The organism is Cellulomonas sp. P5_C6, assembly GCF_054049635.1.
Map to the genome: position 1 here is coordinate 1 of NZ_JBFULZ010000083.1, position 16265 is coordinate 16265.

Annotated in this window: 18 protein-coding genes; 5 read left to right on the forward strand and 13 right to left on the reverse strand. The window is 76.0% G+C overall.

Annotated features, from left to right (window positions below; all coding sequences use genetic code 11):
• Positions 1–692, reverse strand: a 692-nt coding sequence (locus ACXJKG_RS11275) for an NAD-dependent epimerase/dehydratase family protein (protein WP_456845853.1), incomplete at its 3' end; no start/stop codon positions are given.
• 141 nt (positions 693–833) lie between these two features.
• Here ACXJKG_RS11275 and ACXJKG_RS11280 point away from each other — a divergent pair.
• The 4 genes from ACXJKG_RS11280 (at position 834) to ACXJKG_RS11295 (ending at position 3878) form a co-directional block, all read left to right on the forward strand.
• Positions 834–1586: a TetR/AcrR family transcriptional regulator gene (locus ACXJKG_RS11280; protein WP_456845854.1), complete on the forward strand. Its 753-nt coding sequence runs from the start codon at positions 834–836 to the stop codon at positions 1584–1586.
• A 27-nt stretch (positions 1587–1613) separates the two neighbouring features.
• Positions 1614–2627 carry a hypothetical protein gene (locus ACXJKG_RS11285; RefSeq protein WP_456845855.1) on the forward strand — a complete coding sequence of 338 codons (1014 nt, stop codon included), beginning with the start codon at positions 1614–1616 and terminating at the stop codon, positions 2625–2627.
• Between the two features lie 121 nt (positions 2628–2748).
• Entirely contained in the window at positions 2749–3468 is a 720-nt protein-coding gene (locus ACXJKG_RS11290) for an RDD family protein (RefSeq protein WP_456845856.1), read from the forward strand.
• Entirely contained in the window at positions 3465–3878 is a 414-nt protein-coding gene (locus tag ACXJKG_RS11295) for a DUF2510 domain-containing protein (RefSeq protein WP_456845857.1), read from the forward strand. Before ACXJKG_RS11290 ends, ACXJKG_RS11295 begins: the two co-directional genes overlap by 4 nt.
• Here the strand turns inward: ACXJKG_RS11295 and ACXJKG_RS11300 are convergent.
• Both ACXJKG_RS11300 and ACXJKG_RS11305 read right to left on the reverse strand, forming a co-directional pair.
• On the reverse strand, positions 3854–4813 hold the full coding sequence (locus ACXJKG_RS11300) for a glycoside hydrolase family 113 (RefSeq protein WP_456845858.1): 960 nt from the start codon (positions 4811–4813) through the stop codon (positions 3854–3856). The two genes, ACXJKG_RS11295 and ACXJKG_RS11300, sit on opposite strands and share 25 nt — an antisense overlap.
• Positions 4814–4857: 44 nt before the next feature.
• Positions 4858–5628 carry an SDR family NAD(P)-dependent oxidoreductase gene (locus ACXJKG_RS11305; RefSeq protein ID WP_456845859.1) on the reverse strand — a complete coding sequence of 257 codons (771 nt, stop codon included), beginning with the start codon at positions 5626–5628 and terminating at the stop codon, positions 4858–4860.
• A 62-nt stretch (positions 5629–5690) separates the two neighbouring features.
• Here ACXJKG_RS11305 and ACXJKG_RS11310 point away from each other — a divergent pair, with 62 nt between their 5' ends.
• Positions 5691–6308 (forward strand): TetR/AcrR family transcriptional regulator, encoded by a 618-nt coding sequence (locus ACXJKG_RS11310; protein WP_456845860.1) that lies wholly within the window; start codon positions 5691–5693, stop codon positions 6306–6308.
• Here ACXJKG_RS11310 and ACXJKG_RS11315 read toward each other — a convergent pair.
• From ACXJKG_RS11315 to ACXJKG_RS11360, 10 genes are all read right to left on the reverse strand, one after another.
• A complete protein-coding gene (locus ACXJKG_RS11315) occupies positions 6297–6722 on the reverse strand; it encodes a glyoxalase (protein ID WP_456845861.1) in 426 nt (141 codons plus the stop codon). The genes ACXJKG_RS11310 and ACXJKG_RS11315 overlap by 12 nt on opposite strands.
• Before the next feature lie 11 nt (positions 6723–6733).
• A complete protein-coding gene (locus tag ACXJKG_RS11320; RefSeq protein ID WP_456845862.1) occupies positions 6734–7486 on the reverse strand; it encodes a uracil-DNA glycosylase in 753 nt (250 codons plus the stop codon).
• Positions 7486–8085, reverse strand: coding sequence for a hypothetical protein (locus ACXJKG_RS11325; protein ID WP_456845863.1), 600 nt, complete (start codon positions 8083–8085; stop codon positions 7486–7488). Before ACXJKG_RS11325 ends, ACXJKG_RS11320 begins: the two co-directional genes overlap by 1 nt.
• On the reverse strand, positions 8082–8462 hold the full coding sequence (locus ACXJKG_RS11330; RefSeq protein ID WP_456845864.1) for a hypothetical protein: 381 nt from the start codon (positions 8460–8462) through the stop codon (positions 8082–8084). Before ACXJKG_RS11330 ends, ACXJKG_RS11325 begins: the two co-directional genes overlap by 4 nt.
• Complete coding sequence (gene eccCa / locus ACXJKG_RS11335; RefSeq protein ID WP_456845865.1) at positions 8452–12381, reverse strand: type VII secretion protein EccCa; 3930 nt, start codon at positions 12379–12381, stop codon at positions 8452–8454. The genes ACXJKG_RS11330 and eccCa overlap by 11 nt, the downstream gene beginning before the upstream one ends.
• A complete protein-coding gene (locus ACXJKG_RS11340) occupies positions 12378–13220 on the reverse strand; it encodes a hypothetical protein (RefSeq protein WP_456845866.1) in 843 nt (280 codons plus the stop codon). Before ACXJKG_RS11340 ends, eccCa begins: the two co-directional genes overlap by 4 nt.
• Positions 13220–14524, reverse strand: coding sequence for an EsaB/YukD family protein (locus ACXJKG_RS11345; RefSeq protein ID WP_456845867.1), 1305 nt, complete (start codon positions 14522–14524; stop codon positions 13220–13222). Before ACXJKG_RS11345 ends, ACXJKG_RS11340 begins: the two co-directional genes overlap by 1 nt.
• Positions 14521–14778, reverse strand: coding sequence for a hypothetical protein (locus tag ACXJKG_RS11350; protein ID WP_456845868.1), 258 nt, complete (start codon positions 14776–14778; stop codon positions 14521–14523). Before ACXJKG_RS11350 ends, ACXJKG_RS11345 begins: the two co-directional genes overlap by 4 nt.
• Positions 14762–15829 (reverse strand): DUF6177 family protein, encoded by a 1068-nt coding sequence (locus ACXJKG_RS11355; protein WP_456845869.1) that lies wholly within the window; start codon positions 15827–15829, stop codon positions 14762–14764. Before ACXJKG_RS11355 ends, ACXJKG_RS11350 begins: the two co-directional genes overlap by 17 nt.
• The coding region (locus ACXJKG_RS11360) for an FHA domain-containing protein (RefSeq protein ID WP_456845870.1) at positions 15826–16265 on the reverse strand (440 nt) is incomplete at its 5' end. The genes ACXJKG_RS11355 and ACXJKG_RS11360, both read right to left, overlap by 4 nt.

The window sequence follows — 16265 nt, forward strand, 5'->3', positions numbered from 1 at the left end:
GCGCCGAGCTCCGCGAACGTCAGCGGCTCGGCCGTCGGCACGTGCCAGCCCCGGCCCCATGCGGCCGGCGTGCTCCCGGCGGCGGCGAGCGCGCGGCCGAAGTCGGGCAGGTACGTCCAGCTGTGCGGCTGGTCCACCGCGACGACCGGGCGCACGACCTTGCAGGCCCGCAGGGGTTCGACGAACCGGGGGCCCGCGTGCGCCTGGGCGTCGGCGAGCGGCCCGAGGTAGTCGGCGCCGCGCACCTCCGTCACGCGGAGCTCCCCGGCGTCGTGCCGGCGCACCGCCTCGCGCCACATCTGTGCGCGGACCGCGCCCTTGGTGTCGGTGGCGCGCAGCGGCGAGTCCTCGCGCATCACCGCGCCGTCCGTCGCGTAGCCGTAGAGGTTGCCGGCGCTGACCAGCACCGCGCCGGTGCGGGCGGCGGTGTCGAGCAGCGAGGTCCACAGCGGCGGCCAGTCCGTGGCCCAGCGGTGGTAGGCGGGGTTGGCGCAGTTGTAGAGGACGTCGGCCCCGCGGGTGGCCGCGGTGAGGGCGGCGACGTCGGTGGCGTCGAGGGCCGCGTGCGTGATCCCGCCTCCGGAGGTCCCGCCCGAGCGGCTGAGCACGAGGACGTCCGCACCCTCGGCGGCGAGCTGCCGGGCGAGCGTGGTGCCGACCGCACCCTTGCCGAGGATCACGTGACGGGTCATGGCGAGGCTCCTTGGTCCGGAACGAGAGCGGTGCTCTCTGTTGTGAGCAATGCTCGCACTACTCCGACCCGAAAGCAAGAGCACTGCTCTCTGTGGTGATCGGTGCTCGCGGAACGCGTCCCGAGACGGCACACTGACGTCGTGACCGAGCAGATCGAAGCCCCCCGCGTCCCCGCCTCGGCCCGCGAGCGCGCGCGCGCCGAGGTGATGGCCGAGCTGCTCGCCGCTGCCCGGGCCCGGCTCGAGGCCGAGGGGTCGGCGGGCCTGAGCCTGCGCGCGATCGCCCGGGACCTCGGCATGGCGTCGTCGGCGGTCTACCGCTACGTCCCGTCCCGGGACGCCCTGCTCACGCTGCTCATCGTCGAGGCCTACGACGCCGTCGGGGAGGTCGCCGAGTCCGCAGCCGCGGCGGCCCGCGCGGCCGGGTCGGACCCCGCGCAGGTGTGGCTCGAGGTCGCCCGGGCCGTCCGACGGTGGGCGCTGGACCAGCCCTACTCGTTCGAGCTCATCTACGGCACGCCCGTGCGCGGGTACCGGGCGCCCGACGACACCGTGCGGTCGGCCCTGCGGATGTGGGGCGTCATCGTCGGTCTGCTCATGGAGGCGTACCACCGCGGGCAGCTCGACCCCACCGGCCCGGACTTCGACCCCGCCGGCCGGATCGCGCCCGAGGTGTACGGCTACGCCGGGTGGGACGACCCGGACGCGGTCCCGGTCGAGCTGGTGCGCGTGGCGGCCCGCTCCGCGACGCTCTTCACGTCGCTGGTCGGCGCGATCTCGGTGGAGCTGTTCGGCCACCTGCACCGCGTGGCCGGCGACTACGCCGCGCTGTTCGACGTCACCATCGGCACCGCAGCCGCCGGCGTCGGCCTGCACGTCGACCTGCTCAAGTAGGCGCCCCGCCGGGCCGACACAGTCCTGGTGAACGGGTGGATCGAGCGGCAGTGGTTCGGCGGCCGCGCCGCGGTCGAGCGGTGGCGGGGGCAGCGGGCGGTGCGGGCTCACGAGCGCCGACCCGTGATCACCGTCCACGTTCGTGAGCAGGTCGCGGTGCCGCGCTCCGCGGCGGAGCTCTGGGCGTTCGTCACCGACCCCGCCAACGATCGCGAGCTGCTCGGCCCGCAGCACGTCCGGTCGTTCACGGTGCCGGGCACCCCGCGCGACGAGGTGGGCGAGATCGGGTGCGTCGTGGTGCGGCTCTCGGACGGCGCCTGGCGGGGCGTCCTCTCGCAGACCGTGGAGCGGGTGGAGGGCCTGCGGCTCGTCGTGCGCTCCCTGAGCGACACGCACGACCGCGTCGACGCGGTCACCGTCGCGGACGGCCTGCTGACCTGGGAGGTCACCGCCGACACGCACCCCGAGGGCGCCGACGCGATCCGCGCGGGCCTGGCCGAGCACGTCGGTCGCTGCGTGGCGCTCCTGGCGGGCGAGGCCCTGTCGCACCCCGTCACGACGTACGAGCGGCGGTGCGGTGACGCGAGCACGTTGGTCGACCTCGAGGTCACCGCCGCCCTCGACGTCCGGCACTCGCCGCAGGATGCCTGGGCGGTGGTGGGCGACGCGGCGGCTGTCGCGCTCGAGACGAACGACCCGACCGCGGTCAGCTTCACCGTGCCCGGGTCGCGCCGCGACGAGGTGGGCGAGCTGGTCTGCGTGATCCAGGAGACCGCCGCCGGAGGGCGGATGGCGACGTTCCAGCAGGTCGTCGGGCGCACGCCCGGCCGGTCGATCGTGTACCGCGGGTTGTCGGCCGTCGCCGAGCACGCGTGGGAACGGGAGGTCTGCGTCGACCCCGCACCCGGGGGTGCCCGCCTCAGCAGCCGGGTGCGCGTCCCCGTGCACGAGCGGAAGCGCTCCGCGACCAGGTACGCGTTCACCCGGGGCGCGGAGCGCTACCTCGCCGTGATCGCCGACGAGATGCGCGCACCGGCCTAGGGCCGACCGGGTGACGCGCCCTCACGGGCCCCCGACAGCCTCAATGGGTGCGGGTGATGTGTCGATGACCTCTGCAGCGCGCGGCCCGCGGGGGCTGCCCGACCCGAGCCCCAGGAGTGTCGTGAGCAACCAGGACCCGTACCAGCAGCCGGGCGCGGCCGGATGGCAGCCCGGGCCCTACACCGCGCCCGCTCCGCAGCCGGCCTACCCGGCGGCCCCGCAGGCTGCCTACCCGCAGGCCCAGGGGCACCCGAGCTTCGCACCGTACGGCGCAGCAGCGCCCCAGGACGGCTACCCGGCGGCGGCGCCGCAGTACGGCTACCCCGCGGCCCCGCAGTACGGCGCCCCGCAGTACGGCGCGCCGGCGTACGGCTACACGCCCGCACCCTTCGGTGTCGCGCCCACCTACGCCCACTGGGGTCTGCGCGTCGGTGCGTTCCTGCTCGACCTGCTCTCGCTCATCCCGTACTGGACCGGCTCCGCCATCAACTCCGCCACGTCGACGTCGGGGTACGACCTGTCCGGCAACGTGACGAGCCAGATGTCGTCCACCGGTCTGGCGGCGCTGGTGATCGGCATCGCGATCTCGCTGGGCCTGTGGGTGTGGAACCGCGGCTTCCGGCAGGCCCGGACCGGGCAGTCGTGGGGCAAGAAGGTCGTCGGCCTGCAGCTGGTGCTGGAGTCGACGGGCGAGCACGTCGGCGTGTGGCGGGCGCTGCTGCGCGACCTCGCCCACTGGTTCGACTGCTGGGTCCTGGGCCTCGGCTTCTGGTTCCCGCTGTGGGACGCGAAGCGCCAGACGTTCGCCGACAAGCTGGCCAAGACGGTCTCCGTCAAGTGACCACGCCTCCCGGCTGGTACGACGACCGCGCGACCCCCGGGGTCCTGCGGTGGTTCGACGGCGCCGGGTGGACCCCGCACACCGTCCCCCTGCCGCCCGCCCCGGGCACCGTGCTGACGGCTGCCTGGCCGCCGGCTCCCGCGGGCGACGCCGGTGACAACGGGCCGAACCACACCCTGCACTGGCTGATCCCCGTCGGCCGGTCGTGGGAGTCGATCCTGGCCGGCTACCTGGGCCTGGCGGCGCTGGCCATCTGGGTCCTCGGACCGGTGGCGATCGGGCTCGGCGTGCTCGCGCTGCGGCGTGCCCGCACCGGCGGGCACGGGTCGGGCCGTGCGTGGTTCGCGATCGTCGGGGGCGTGCTGGGCTCGCTCTTCGGGATCCTCTATCTGGTCAACGCCGCGGCGTAGGCGGCGCGGACGACACCCTCGGCGGCCTTGCCGAACATGCAGTAGTCGTCGTCCGACGCCGCCGCGGCCTCGTCGTAGAGCCGGGCCGGCCAGTCCCAGAGCATGAAGCCGCGGACCCAGTCGCGCCGCGCGCACGCCGTGAACGCCGCCCGGTACCAGTCGACCTGGGCCTGTTCGCTGGGTGCGCCCTCGAGGGCCCAGTCGTTGGGCAGCGCGGGGGAGCCGACGCGGCTCGGGCAGCCCGCCTCCATGAAGAAGAACGGCTTGCCGTGCGCGGCGACCGCGGGTTCGATCCGGTCCAGCTGGTTCTCCCAGTCGTGCTCCGGGTAGTAGCCCGAGGACGAGATGACGTCGACCGCGTCCCACCAGCCGACGTGGTCCTCCTGGTACTTGTCGCAGTTGTAGGTGACCAGCCCGGGGTAGACCGCACGGACCTGCGCGACCAGCGCGCGCCACTCGGCCTCGCGGCGGTCCGACTGCACCATCTCGCAGCCGATGCAGAGCATCTCGGCGCCCTCGTCGGCCGCGATCCGGGCGTGGTGGACGATGAACTCGGTGTAGGCGGTGAACCACTGGGACCAGGTGGGCTCCGGCGGCACGTCGACGTCGAAGAAGTTGATGTGGGCCCGCCACGTGCCGTTGCGGACGTTGACCACGGGCTTGAGGCAGACCTTGAGGCCGCGCTGCTTGGCGGCCCGGACGGCCCACCGGACCTCGTCGTCGGTGACCGTCGGCTCGTCGCGGAAATGGATCTCGGTCGACTGGGCGGTGTCCTGCAGGGCGCCGAAGGTGATCGCGGTCCAGGTCACGCCGAGGCGCTCGACCATGAGGTCCATGGACCGCTCCGCGTCGGGGCCGCCCCACGTGCCGCGCACGCCCGTCCAGCCCCACGTCATGCCGGCCACGTAGTCGAGCTGCGTCGCGTCATCGCTCACGGGAGGGAGCGTACGGCACTTTCTTCACTCGGTGAAGAAAGAAGTCACGCGCTCATCAGCCGGTCGCTGACCGCGAGGGTCACCCGGCGCGGGGAGATCCGGGCGAACGTCGCCGTCAGCCGGTTGGTGCGGCCGGACACGATGCTGGCCGGGGTCCGCCGGCGGTCGAGGGCGCGCATCGCCAGCCCGACCACGTCGGCGGCCTCCTGCATCCGGCCGAGCTGCGCGTCGCGACCGGCGACGTCGAAGAACTCCGTCCGGGTGGCGCCGGGCGAGAGTGCGAGGACGCGCAGGCCGGACGGGCGCAGCTCGGCACTCAGCGCCTCGGTGAACGAGAGCACGAACGCCTTCGTCGCGCCGTAGACGGCCAGGTGCGGGGTCGGCTGGTACGCCGCCGTGCTCGCGATGTTGACCAGCGCGCCCCGGCCCTCGAGCAGGTCCGGCAGGAACTCGCGTGTGAGGTCGACCAGCGCGGCGACGTTGAGCTGGACCATGTCCGCGCCGATGGTGGGGTCGGTGTCGGCGAGGTCGCCGAAGTGCCCGAAGCCGGCGTTGTTGACCAGGGTGTCGACGTGCACACCGTCGAGCTCGGCCCGCAGCTTGCCGGCCGCGCCCGGCGCCGTGAGGTCGGCCGGGAGCACGCGGACCTGCGCGCCGTGCTGCGCGCGGATCCTGGTGGCCAGGTCCTCGAGGCGGTCGGCGCGGCGGGCCACCAGCACGAGGTCGGCGCCGCGGGCGGCGAGCTGGTGGGCGAACTCGGCGCCCAGGCCCGAGCTGGCGCCGGTGACGAGGGCGGTGGTGCCGTGGTGATCCATGCGAGCCAAAGTAGGCGCCGTCATCATTGTTGTCAACGACAACATCTGGTTAGGATGCTCGCATGCACCCCGCCGCCGACGTCGTCGTGCCCCCTGCTCAGCGGACCTACCACCACGGCAACCTGCGGGCCGAGCTGCTGGACCGCGCCGAGAGGACCCTGGCCACCGACGGCGTCGACGCTCTCTCGCTGCGCGCTCTCGCCCGCGACATCGGCGTCAGCCACGCGGCACCTGCGCGGCACTTCCGCGACCGGCAGGCACTGCTCGACGCCCTCGCGATCGACGGGTTCGAGCGGCTGAACGGCGCGATGCACGCTGCGGCGTCGGGGGACGCACCGCTGCGCGACCGGTTCCTGAGGGTGGGGTCCGCGTACGTGGAGTTCGCGACGGCGCACGCGCCGCTGCTCGGGCTCATGTACGCGCACAAGCACTCGTCGGAGGCGCCCGACGAGCTGGTCCAGGCGGGGCACGGGAGCCTCGCCGTGGCGGTCGCGCTGGTGGTCGAGGGGCAGGCGGCCGGCGAGATCCGGGCCGGCGACCCCGTGCGACTGGCTCAGCTCGCGTTCGCGACCGTGCACGGGCTCGCCGCGCTGGCCGCCGGCGACCTGCTGGACGGGACGCCGCTGGACGAGATGGTCGAGCTCGCGGCCGACGGGCTCTGGCGGGCCCTACGCGCCTGAGCCCTCGTGCATCCAGGGCGTGTACGTCAGCCCGACCAGCAGGCCCTCGGGACTCTGCAGCCGCGCCGTCGTCTGCCCCCAGGGCTCCTCGGTGGTCTCCTTGAGCAGCCGGTGGCCCTTGGCCAGCAGCTCGGCGACGCCCGCGGCCACCGCCTGCACCGACGCGAGGTCGAACTCGATCCACGCCTGCGGCGTCGGGACGTCCGCAGGCCACTCGGAGCTGCCGAACGTCGACTCTGCGGCCTGCGCGAGCGGCCAGAGCGCGAACGCCCGGACGCCCGCGAGGTCGTCGTTGGTGAGGTACCCCGGCGCGGGCTCCTCCAGCGTGATCCCCAGGCCGTCCCCCCAGAACGCGCGCGCGGCGCCGCCGTCCCGCGTGATGGGTCCGAAGCCCGCGACGAACTCGATGTCCATGCCGACCGACGCTAGCCGCGGCCTCCGACATCGCGCGCGCGGAGCAGCACCGCATCGAGCATCGCCGGGGTGAGCCGGCCGGTGAAGGTGTTCTGCTGGCTGACGTGGAAGCAGCCGAGCACCACGAGCTCGGCGCCGTCGGGACCGGACAGCACGAGCTCGACCCCGTGGCCGAACTTCGGCCGCGGCCGCGGGACCGCCCAGCCCTGCTCGGCCAGCGTGGTCAGCAGCGTCTGCCACCCGAACGCCCCGAGCACGACAACGACCGAGGGCCGGACCAGCGCCAGCTCCCGGCCGAGGAACGGGCCGCACGTGCGGCGCTCCTGCGGGGTCGGGTCGTTGGCCGGCGGGGCGCAGCGCACCGGGGCCGTCACCCGGATGTCCGTGAGCACGAGGCCGTCGTCGCGGGCGGTGGACATGGGCTGGTTGGCGAAGCCGGTGCGGTGCATGGCCGCGAACAGGAAGTCGCCCGAGCGGTCGCCCGTGAACATGCGGCCGGTGCGGTTGGCGCCGTGCGCGGCCGGGGCGAGGCCGACGACGAGCACCCGCGCGTGGGGGTCGCCGAACCCCGGCACCGGGCGCGCCCAGTACGTCTCGTCGCGGAAGGCCGCCCGCTTCTCGACGCCGACCCGCTCCCGCCAGGCGACCAGCCGCGGGCACGCGCGGCAGGTGGGCACGACGGCGTCGAGCGCGGCCAGGTCGGTCGCGCTCGCGGCGGCGCGCACGACGTCGTCCGGCGTCGTCGGCACGCCGGACCCGGTCATCAGAGGGTCGCGACCCAGCGGGCGCGGCGGACCACCTCGGCGGCTACCACGCCGGCGGCCCGGGTGGCACGCGCGTCGCGGTCGGGAGCGGGGAGAACCCCGCCGGCGGCGAGCGCGCGGCTGCGGGGAAGGGCCAGCACGTTCGCCGGGTGCTCGCGCGCGGCGAGCCCCGGCCCGGACACGGCCACCGGCACGACGAGCGCGCGTCGGTCCAGGCCGGGCGACCGGGGAGCCAGCGCCTCGAGCGCCCGCGTCGCCGCCGCCAGCCCTGCCGAGTGGCTCGCGCAGACCACGACGACGACCGCGGACGGGTCCTCGAGGGCCGGGCTGTCGGCGGCGAGCGCGTGCGGTCCCAGGTCGTGCACGACCACCTGGCCCCCGGTGCGCGACGAGGCCGCGCGGGCGTGCAGGGTGCCTCCCGAGTGGTCGAGCAGTCCGCAGCGGCCGGGCGCGGCGGCGTCGAGCGCGCGCCAGACCAGCGCCGCCACGGTCGTCGTGCCGACGCCCCCGGCCACGCCGGCGACGACCACGCGCGTGCCGTCGGGCACGGGGCCGGTCAGCCAGCGGTGGGCCTCGGGGGCCAGCAGGTCGAGCGTCATTCGCCGTCCTGGACCACGCAGAGGCCACCCAGGCGGGCGGTCATCTCCTGCACGATCGCCAGCCCGGTGCGGGAGTCGTCGACCGTCCACGGGACCAGCGCCTCGACCCACCACAGCGGCCGGCCGTCGGTCGCCCACACCGGCAGCGGGTGGACGCCGGGCAGCAGCCGGCGGATCTCGGCGACGTTGTCCACCTGCAGCGGCTGGTGCAGGCTCAGCACCGCGCGGCCGTCACCGTCGTCGGACCGGACCACCTGGTGCACCGCGCCGCCGTTCAGCGTGCGCAGCCCGAGCTCGGGGTCGACGGCCGCGCCGGCCTCGATCAGGGCGCGGGCGTCGGGCGGGGTCGGGCTGAGCACGACGATCTCACGGGGCACCGAGCACCTCCGGGGTGTGAGCGACCTGGACGAGGGTGGGCCGCTCGCCGCGACGGAGCAGGCGCCCGCGGCCGGCGGGGAGCTGCTCGGCGTACGTGCCGGGGAAGACCTGGCCCTCGGACCGCTCGCCGGCCATGAGCAGCCCGCTGCCGCCCGTGTCCCGCAGCGCCTGGAGCACCGGGTCGTACAGCGCGCGGGTCGCCCCGGCGACCGGCCGCGTGAGCAGCACGTGCAGGCGCAGGTCACGGGCGGCGGGCAGGTGCGCGAGCAGGGGGCGCAGGGGGTCGGTGCCGCCCGAGGCGAGGATGTCGTAGTCGTCGACCACGACGACGATCCGCGGTCCGCTGGTCGCGCCGTCGGTCCGCTTGGCCAGCTCCGCGGCGACCGCCGTCGACAGCTGCAGCGCGAGCGGGCCGCTGGTGGCCCGGCCGCCCAGGTACTCCTCGGGGCAGAGGTCCGCCAAGCCGCCGCGGGGGTCGAACAGAGCGACCACCAGCTCGTCGGGTGTGGCCCGCTCGACCAGGCCGGCGACGATCGTGCGCAGGAGCGTGGTCTTGCCGCACCGCGGGTCGCCGAGCACCAGCAGGTGCTGGTCGCGGCCGGCCAGGTCGAGCAGGAACGGCGTCATGGTGTCCTGGCGCAGGCCCACGGGCACCAGGTCGGGCTCGTCGAGCGCGTCCGGCAGCTCRGCGGGGTCGAGGTCGTCGGGGAGCTGGCGGATGGGGGGAGCGGCCGGGCCGGCCCACTGCTGGGCGGTGCCGGCGGCCAGCGCCTGCAGCGCCGCACCGACCTCGTCGACGTCCCCGTCGGCGAGCAGCGGGAGCGCCACCTGCGCGAACACGGAGTCGTCGGTGAGCACGCGGCCCGGCTGGTCGGCGCGCAGGGTCGCCGCGAGCTTGCGCGCCACGGTGGAGTCGGCCGGGTCGTTGAGCCGCAGCTCGATCCGGGTGCCCACCAGCGGCTGCGCGGCCATCCGCAGCTCGTTCCAGCGGGTCATCGTCGCGACGACGTGCACCCCGAAGCCCGAGCCGCGGGCGAGCAGGTCCGCGAACGGCTCGTCCAGCTCCTCGAAGTCCGAGCGCAGCGCGCCGACGCCGTCGACCAGCAGCACGACGTCCGCGGCGGCCAGCTCGGGCGTGCGCCCCGCGGCGTGCTCGGAGCGCAGCATGGCCAGGGAGTCGATGCCGTGGTCCGCGAACACCTTCTCGCGCAGCGCGAGCATGCCGTGCAGCTCCTCGAGCAGCCGTCGCAGCCGGTCGCGGCTGGCGCGGGTGGCGACGCCGCCGACGTGCGGGAACCCCTCGATGCGCGCGAGCCCACCCCCGGCGAGGTCCATGCCGTAGACGGCGACCTGGCGGGGCGTGTGCGTAAGGGCCAGGCCCGCTGCGAGCGTCCAGAGCAGCGTGGTCCGGCCCGTCTGCGGGGCGCCGATGATGGCGACGTGGCCGCCGGCGCGCGTGAGGTCCAGCAGCCACGGCTCCTGCTGCTGCTTGGCCGGGTCGTCCCGCAGGCCCATCGGCACGGTGAGGTGTCCGTGCTGCGTGCCGAGCACCCGGCCCAGCGGCAGGCGCGACGGCAGCGGCGGCAGCCACACCGGCCGGGTCGGCGTCGCCAGGCCCGACAGCTGCCCGACGATCACGTCGACCATCGAGGCGCCCACCGACGGCCGGACCAGCTCGACCTCGCCGGCGCCCGACGTCTCGAGGCCGTTCGCGGCGAGCACCCCGTGGTGCACGGGCAGCAGGAGCGGCCGGTGCAGCTCGTCGTCGACCTCGGGCTCGGGGACGGCCTCGGAGCGCACGGGGCCGGACACGTAGCCGGCGCGGAACCGCTGGTAGACCGTCGTGTCGACCTTGAGGTACCCGTAGCCCGGCACCGCCGGCAGGTGGAACGCGTCCGGCGTGTCCAGGACGACCGTGCTCTCGGCCTCGGAGAACGTGCGCAGGCCGATCCGGTACGACAGGTAGGTGTCGAGGCCCCGCAGCCGRCCCGACTCGATGCGCTGGCTGGACAGCAGCAGGTGCATGCCGATGGAGCGGCCGATGCGCCCGATGGTGAGCAGCAGGTCGACGAAGTCGGGGTCGGCGGTGAGCAGCTCGCCGAACTCGTCGATGACCAGCAGCAGGTGCGGCAGCGGGGGCAGGTCGGGCTGCTGGGTGCGCAGCTCGCGGTAGTGGGTGATCGACGGCGAGCTGCCCGCGTCGCGCAGCACCTGCTGGCGGCGGACCACCTCGCCGGCGATGCTCGCGCGCGCCCGCTCGGTCAGCCCGGCGTCGTCGGCGAGGTTGTCGATGATCCCGGCGACGTGCGGCAGCGACGCGAAGGGGGCGAACGCGGCGCCGCCCTTGTAGTCGACGAGGATCATCGACAGGTCCTCGGGCGGGTGCGTGATGGCCAGCGCGGCCACCAGGGTGCGCAGCATCTCCGACTTGCCCGAGCCGGTGGCACCCACGCACAGCCCGTGCGGGCCCATGCCCAGCTGCGCGGACTCCTTGAGGTCGAGCAGGAGCGCGGCGCCGGTGTCGTCGACGCCGATGGGGACCCGCAGGAAGTCGCGCGTGGACCGGGCCGCCCAGGTGCGGCCGACGTCGATGGCGGTGACGTCCGCGACGCCCAGCAGCTCGTCGGTGCCGATCGCGGCCGCGGGTCCGCCGGCGCCCACCGAGTCGAGGGTCAGCCGCAGCGGGGCCAGCGCGCGCAGGAGGCCCGTGGCCAGGGCGACCGGCACGTCGTCGACCGTCGCCGTCACCGGGACCGGGTCCGGTGCGCGCAGGTCCTCGACGGTCACCGCGCCGTCGTCGTCGACCGTGAGGCGCAGGGCGGTGTCCGACGGCTCGTGGAGGCGGTCGGCCAGCAGGTGCACGACGGTGACGCCGAGGTCCGCCAGGYCGAGCGCGGCGTCGACCGGCGGCAGCACCCCGGCGACGTCCCCGTGCCCGTCCGCCAGCACCAGCAGCCGCGACTCGTACGCGGCGCCGGCGGTGACCCCGGAGCCGCCGCGCATCACCCGGGCGGCGGCCTGCGCGCGGTCCACCAGGCCGGGGCCGACGACGCGCACGAGCCCCGGGAGGTCCGCCGCCACCCGCCGGGCCGACACGGGGCCGTCGAACAGGGCGTCGTCGACGAGGTGCGGGACGGCGCCCAGCCACGCCCAGTCGTCCGCCCGGTCGGCCGGGAACGCCGCGGCAAGCTGCAGGTCGTCGGGGGCGTGCAGGGCGGTCGCCTGCACGGTCAGTGCGCGGACCACGGCAAGCCCGGCCGCGCGGGGGCCGATGACGGCGACCTCGCCCACCCGGTCCAGCGCCACGGTGATCGGCATCTGCGGCACGGTCGAGTGCCGGACGCGCACGGCCTCCGCCTCGGCCGCCATCGCGGCGTCGAACGGCTGCGTCGGGTTGGGGTCCTGCGGCACGACGAGGTCGAACCAGGGCCGGTCGCCGGAACCGACCCGGAGGTCGAGGAAGTCGGGGTCCGTCCGGCGGCGCTCCCAGCGGCGCTCCGGGTCGCGCACCACGTCGACCAGCGCGACCGGGTCCGGGTGCACCGTGCGCGCCGCGTCCCGGGCGTCGCGCTCGGCCTCCCGCAGGTCCGCGCGCAGGCCCTCGAGGTAGTCCAGGTACCGCTCGCGCTGGAGCCGTCGGCCCCGCGAGGCCGTCCCGCGGTGGCTCAGCGCCATGCCGACGCCGCCGACCAGGGCCACGACCAGCACCATCACGCCGACCAGCACGAACAGGGGGTTGCCGCGCAGCACCAGCATCATGGTCATCGACCCGACCGCGCCCACCACCGGGAACAGCGACTGCAGCCCGGCACCGCCGGCGGCGTCGTTCATCTGCGGCGGGGCGGCGACCGGGACGTCCGGCGGCGAGGCGAGGGGCCGGACCACGCGGGCCGGGCGGTGGACCAGCGTGCGCGTCATGCCGCGTCCCCCGCGGTGAGGGCGGCGTGCGGGTCGCAGGCGAGCGCCAGCAGCTGGGCGCCGAGGGTGGAGAAGGCCGTCCGCACGCTGGTGCCGGGCGACCAGGTGCCGGCGCCGAGGGTCACGTCGTGCGGCACGGTCTGCACGAGCACGCCCGGCAGCGCGGCGCGGGCGGGGACGTCCGACGGGCCACCGGTCCCGCCGACGTCGACGAGGACGAGCACCACCGCGGGTGCGCGGTGCTCGGCGGCGGCGACCCGGGCGGCCAGGGCGACGCCGCGCTCGGCATCGGCCCGGTCGGCCCGGGCGACGACGGCGACGACGTGGTGGTCGCCGGCGATCACGTCGAGCTCGTMGCTGCCGCGGGTGCCCCAGTCGGTGAGCACGACGTCGAAGAACCGGCCCACGGGGTCCACCACCTCGCGCCACGTGCGCGGGTGCGGCGGCCAGGGTGCCGACGCCGACCCGTCGCCCAGCACCGCGAGGCCGGCGGGYGTGCGGGGGAGCGCCCCGCGGGCCTGGTCGGCTCGGGCGATGCCCGTGGTCCGGGCGCGACCGGACGACCAGGCGAGGGGGTCGTCGATCCGGCAGGCGGCCGCGAGCGACGCGGGCCCGTGCGCGGCGTCGACCGCCAGCACGCCGGCGGGCCGCCGACCGGCCAGGACGGACGCGACCCCCGCGGTCGTCGTCGTCGCGCCCGCTCCACCGTGGGCCTGCACGACGGCGACCCGGCGGCTGGTCGAGACGGGTCGGCGCAGCCCCTCGTCGGCGGCGACCAGGTCACGGGCCACGGCCGTCGACCCGGCGAACCCCAGTCGGAGCACGTCGCGGACCTGCATCAGAACGTGCCCAGCAGGTCGCCGTAGACACCGAACACCCCGAGCGCGACGGGCAGGACGGCCACCACACCCACCAGCTCGGCCAGGTCTCCGAACCGGCGCAGGCGGGCGCGCTGCTGCCCGGACGGGTTCCAGCCGGCGACGACCGCGCCCAGCAGGGCGACGCCCAGCGTCATCGCGACGACCGTCCACGGCTCGTCGGCACCCCACGGCCCCAGGGCGCCGACGGTGAGCGGGACCGCGACGGCGACCCAGAGCGCCACGGCCTGCGTGCTCAGCGGGAGGCTGCGCGTCCGCAGGGCCACGACGGCCAGCACGATGCCCGCGAGCAGCGTCGCCGCGCCGTCGCCGGACGCGATCAGGCCCGTGCACGAGATAGCGACCGCCGCGGCGACGGCCACCGCGCTCCAGGTCAGGCCGCGGTACGCCTCGTCCAGGGTCAGCCGGACGCGCGTGCGCCGGGGTGCCGCCCCGTCGAGGGCGGCGTCGTCGAGGCCCGTCAGGCCCGACGTGGTCATGGCCCACCACGGCAGCAGCCCGCACGCCACGACCGCGACCACGGCGACGGCCGTGTCGGCGTGGAGCGCGGGGACCAGCGCGACGAGCAGCAGGTGGAGCCCGGTCAGCAGCGCACCGGCGGCGGCACCGGCGAGCGCGCCGCGGTCCCGTCGGCCGACGCCGATCCCGGCGCCGAGCGCCACCCACGCGAGCAGGATCCCGGCGAGGACGCTCTCGAGCGGGCCCGACTCCAGCAGCACCGCGAGCGGGACCGCGCAGCCCACCGCCAGCGCCAGGGTCACCAGGCCGGCGTACCGGCGCCCGGCGCGGCCCAGCCCGGCGCTCGCGGCGAGCAGGACCAGGACGGCCAGCCCGACGGTGAGCGCGCCGGTCGCGGCGTCCACGTGGCCGGCGGCGACCACCCCGCTGATCGCGACCGCGAGCCCCGCGCCGGTGGCGGCGACGGCCTGCCGCGTGCCCACGGTCCAGCGGCCCGCGCGGGAGCGCAGCTCCTCGGCCGTCGCGTCCGTCACGTCCGCGACCTCGGGCGGCGGGGGTGCGGCCGCCGCGCGCACGACGCGCAGCACCTCGCCGTCGGCGAGGCCCTGGGTGGCCGGGTCCAGCGCGAGGTCCACCTGGTCGCCGGTGACCCGCACGAGGGCGACGGCCTGCGGCGAGAGGTGCGGGGCCTCGCCCAGCAGCTCGAGCAGCTGCGGGAGCATCGCCGCGACGCCCTCGTCGGAGGGCACGACGACCTCGGCACGGCGCGCGGAGCCGACGAGCGTCAGCCGGGTGAACGTGCTCACGGGGTCCCCCCGGTCGACGTGGGCGTGACGGTGCTGCCGACGCCGCGCAGCGAGCCGCTGTGCGCCTGCACGAAGGAGTAGCCGGCGCAGCCCGCGCAGAGCAGGGCGGCGACCACCGTGCTGCCGACGAACCGGCGCACGTTGTCGTTGGTGGTGCGGCGGTCGCGCAGGTCGCCGTGCAGGAACGCAGCCCGGAGCCGGACCCGGTGCACCTTGACCGACTCCAGCAGGATCGCGTCAGGGTCGCGGGCCATCGAGCACCTCCTCGAGGGGTCCGCCGGCGCCCATCGCGCGCCGCACGTTGTCGTGCCCGATCGCGTCGAGCACCGCCTGCAGCGCGGGCCACCCGTCGCGCTCGAGGGTGCCCAGCGGGAAGTACAGGCCCGGCACGCGCGGCCGACCCACCACCCGGGCACCCAGCCGGGCCGCGAGCTCCTCGACCGACAGGCCCAGCTCGCGCACCCCGGGCGGCCCGAGCAGGAGCCCGAGCGGCACGGGCGGCCCCTCGAGCACCGACGGGAACGTGAGGTCCCGCCGCCCGTGCCGGCCCATGACCAGCCCGAACAGTGGCATCTGGTGCGCGGCCAGGGCGGCGAACGCCGACGGCAGCGAGTCGATCGCGGTCCGGGCCTGGGCGCTGCCCGGCTCGCCCACGCCGACCAGCAGCTGCGTCGTCTCCTCCAGGCCGTTCTCGGTGCGCGCAGCTCGCAGGGTGCCGACGAGGGGCCGCTCCGGCGTCCCCGCGACCATCACCACGGTCTCGTCCGGCATCCGCCCCCGGGCCAGCTCCGTCAGACGCGCGCGGTCCCATGCGATCACCGCGGGCTCGTGCGGCCCCCACCCGCTGGGCGCGGCGCCCGTGAGCTCGCGGGCGAAGAGCTCTGCGGTGGCCCCCAGCAGCGTCGTGTCGGCGGCCTTGTGCCGCACGGACTGCGAGATCACCAGCTGCACGGACTCGGCCGGCACGGGCCGCAGGAACCGGACCGCGACGTCGTCGGCGTGCTGCAGCGGCGAGCGGTCGGCGGCGTCCGCGACCGACTCCAGGCGTCGCCCGTCGATCCCGTCGCGCAGAGTCCCGTCGATCCCGCGCACCACCCACCGGCCCCCGGCGTCTCGCAGGGCCTCGCGCAGCGGGTACGTCAGCCGCGTGACCTCGTCGCTCACCAGCGCGACCGTGCGGCCCGCCGCTGACGCCGTGACCAGCAGGTCCGCGCGTGCGGCGCTGAGGTAGGCGATCTCGGCGCGGGTCTCGCTGGCGACCACCGTGCCCGCCGAGGCGTCGATGGCCGGGTGCGGTGCCGTCACGCGCCCACCGGCCCGTCGACGACGAACGCCTGCTCGCCGAAGTGCACCGTCGTGCCGGCCGTCAGGGCCTCCTCGCCCCCGGGCGGCAGGAGCGTGCGCGCGCCGCCGTGCGTGGAGACCGAGGTGCCGTTGGTCGAGCCGCGGTCCGCCACCCAGAGCGTGCGGCCGTCCCAGCGCAGCGAGGCGTGCGTCTTGGAGACCGAGCGCGTCAGGTCGATCAGCGGGACCAGCTGGTCGGCGACCTCGCCCTGCGCCGGCTCCGGGTTGCGCCCGACCAGGGTCAGACCGGTGACCTCGAGGCGGGCGCCGTCGGGTGCGACCAGGAGCATGCCGCTCGCCGTGGGCGCCGCCGGGGTGTCGATGATGGGCAGCGCGCCGGTGGCCGGCTGGGCCGCGCGGCGGGCGCGACGGGAGGGCTCGGGCGCCGGTGCGGGGG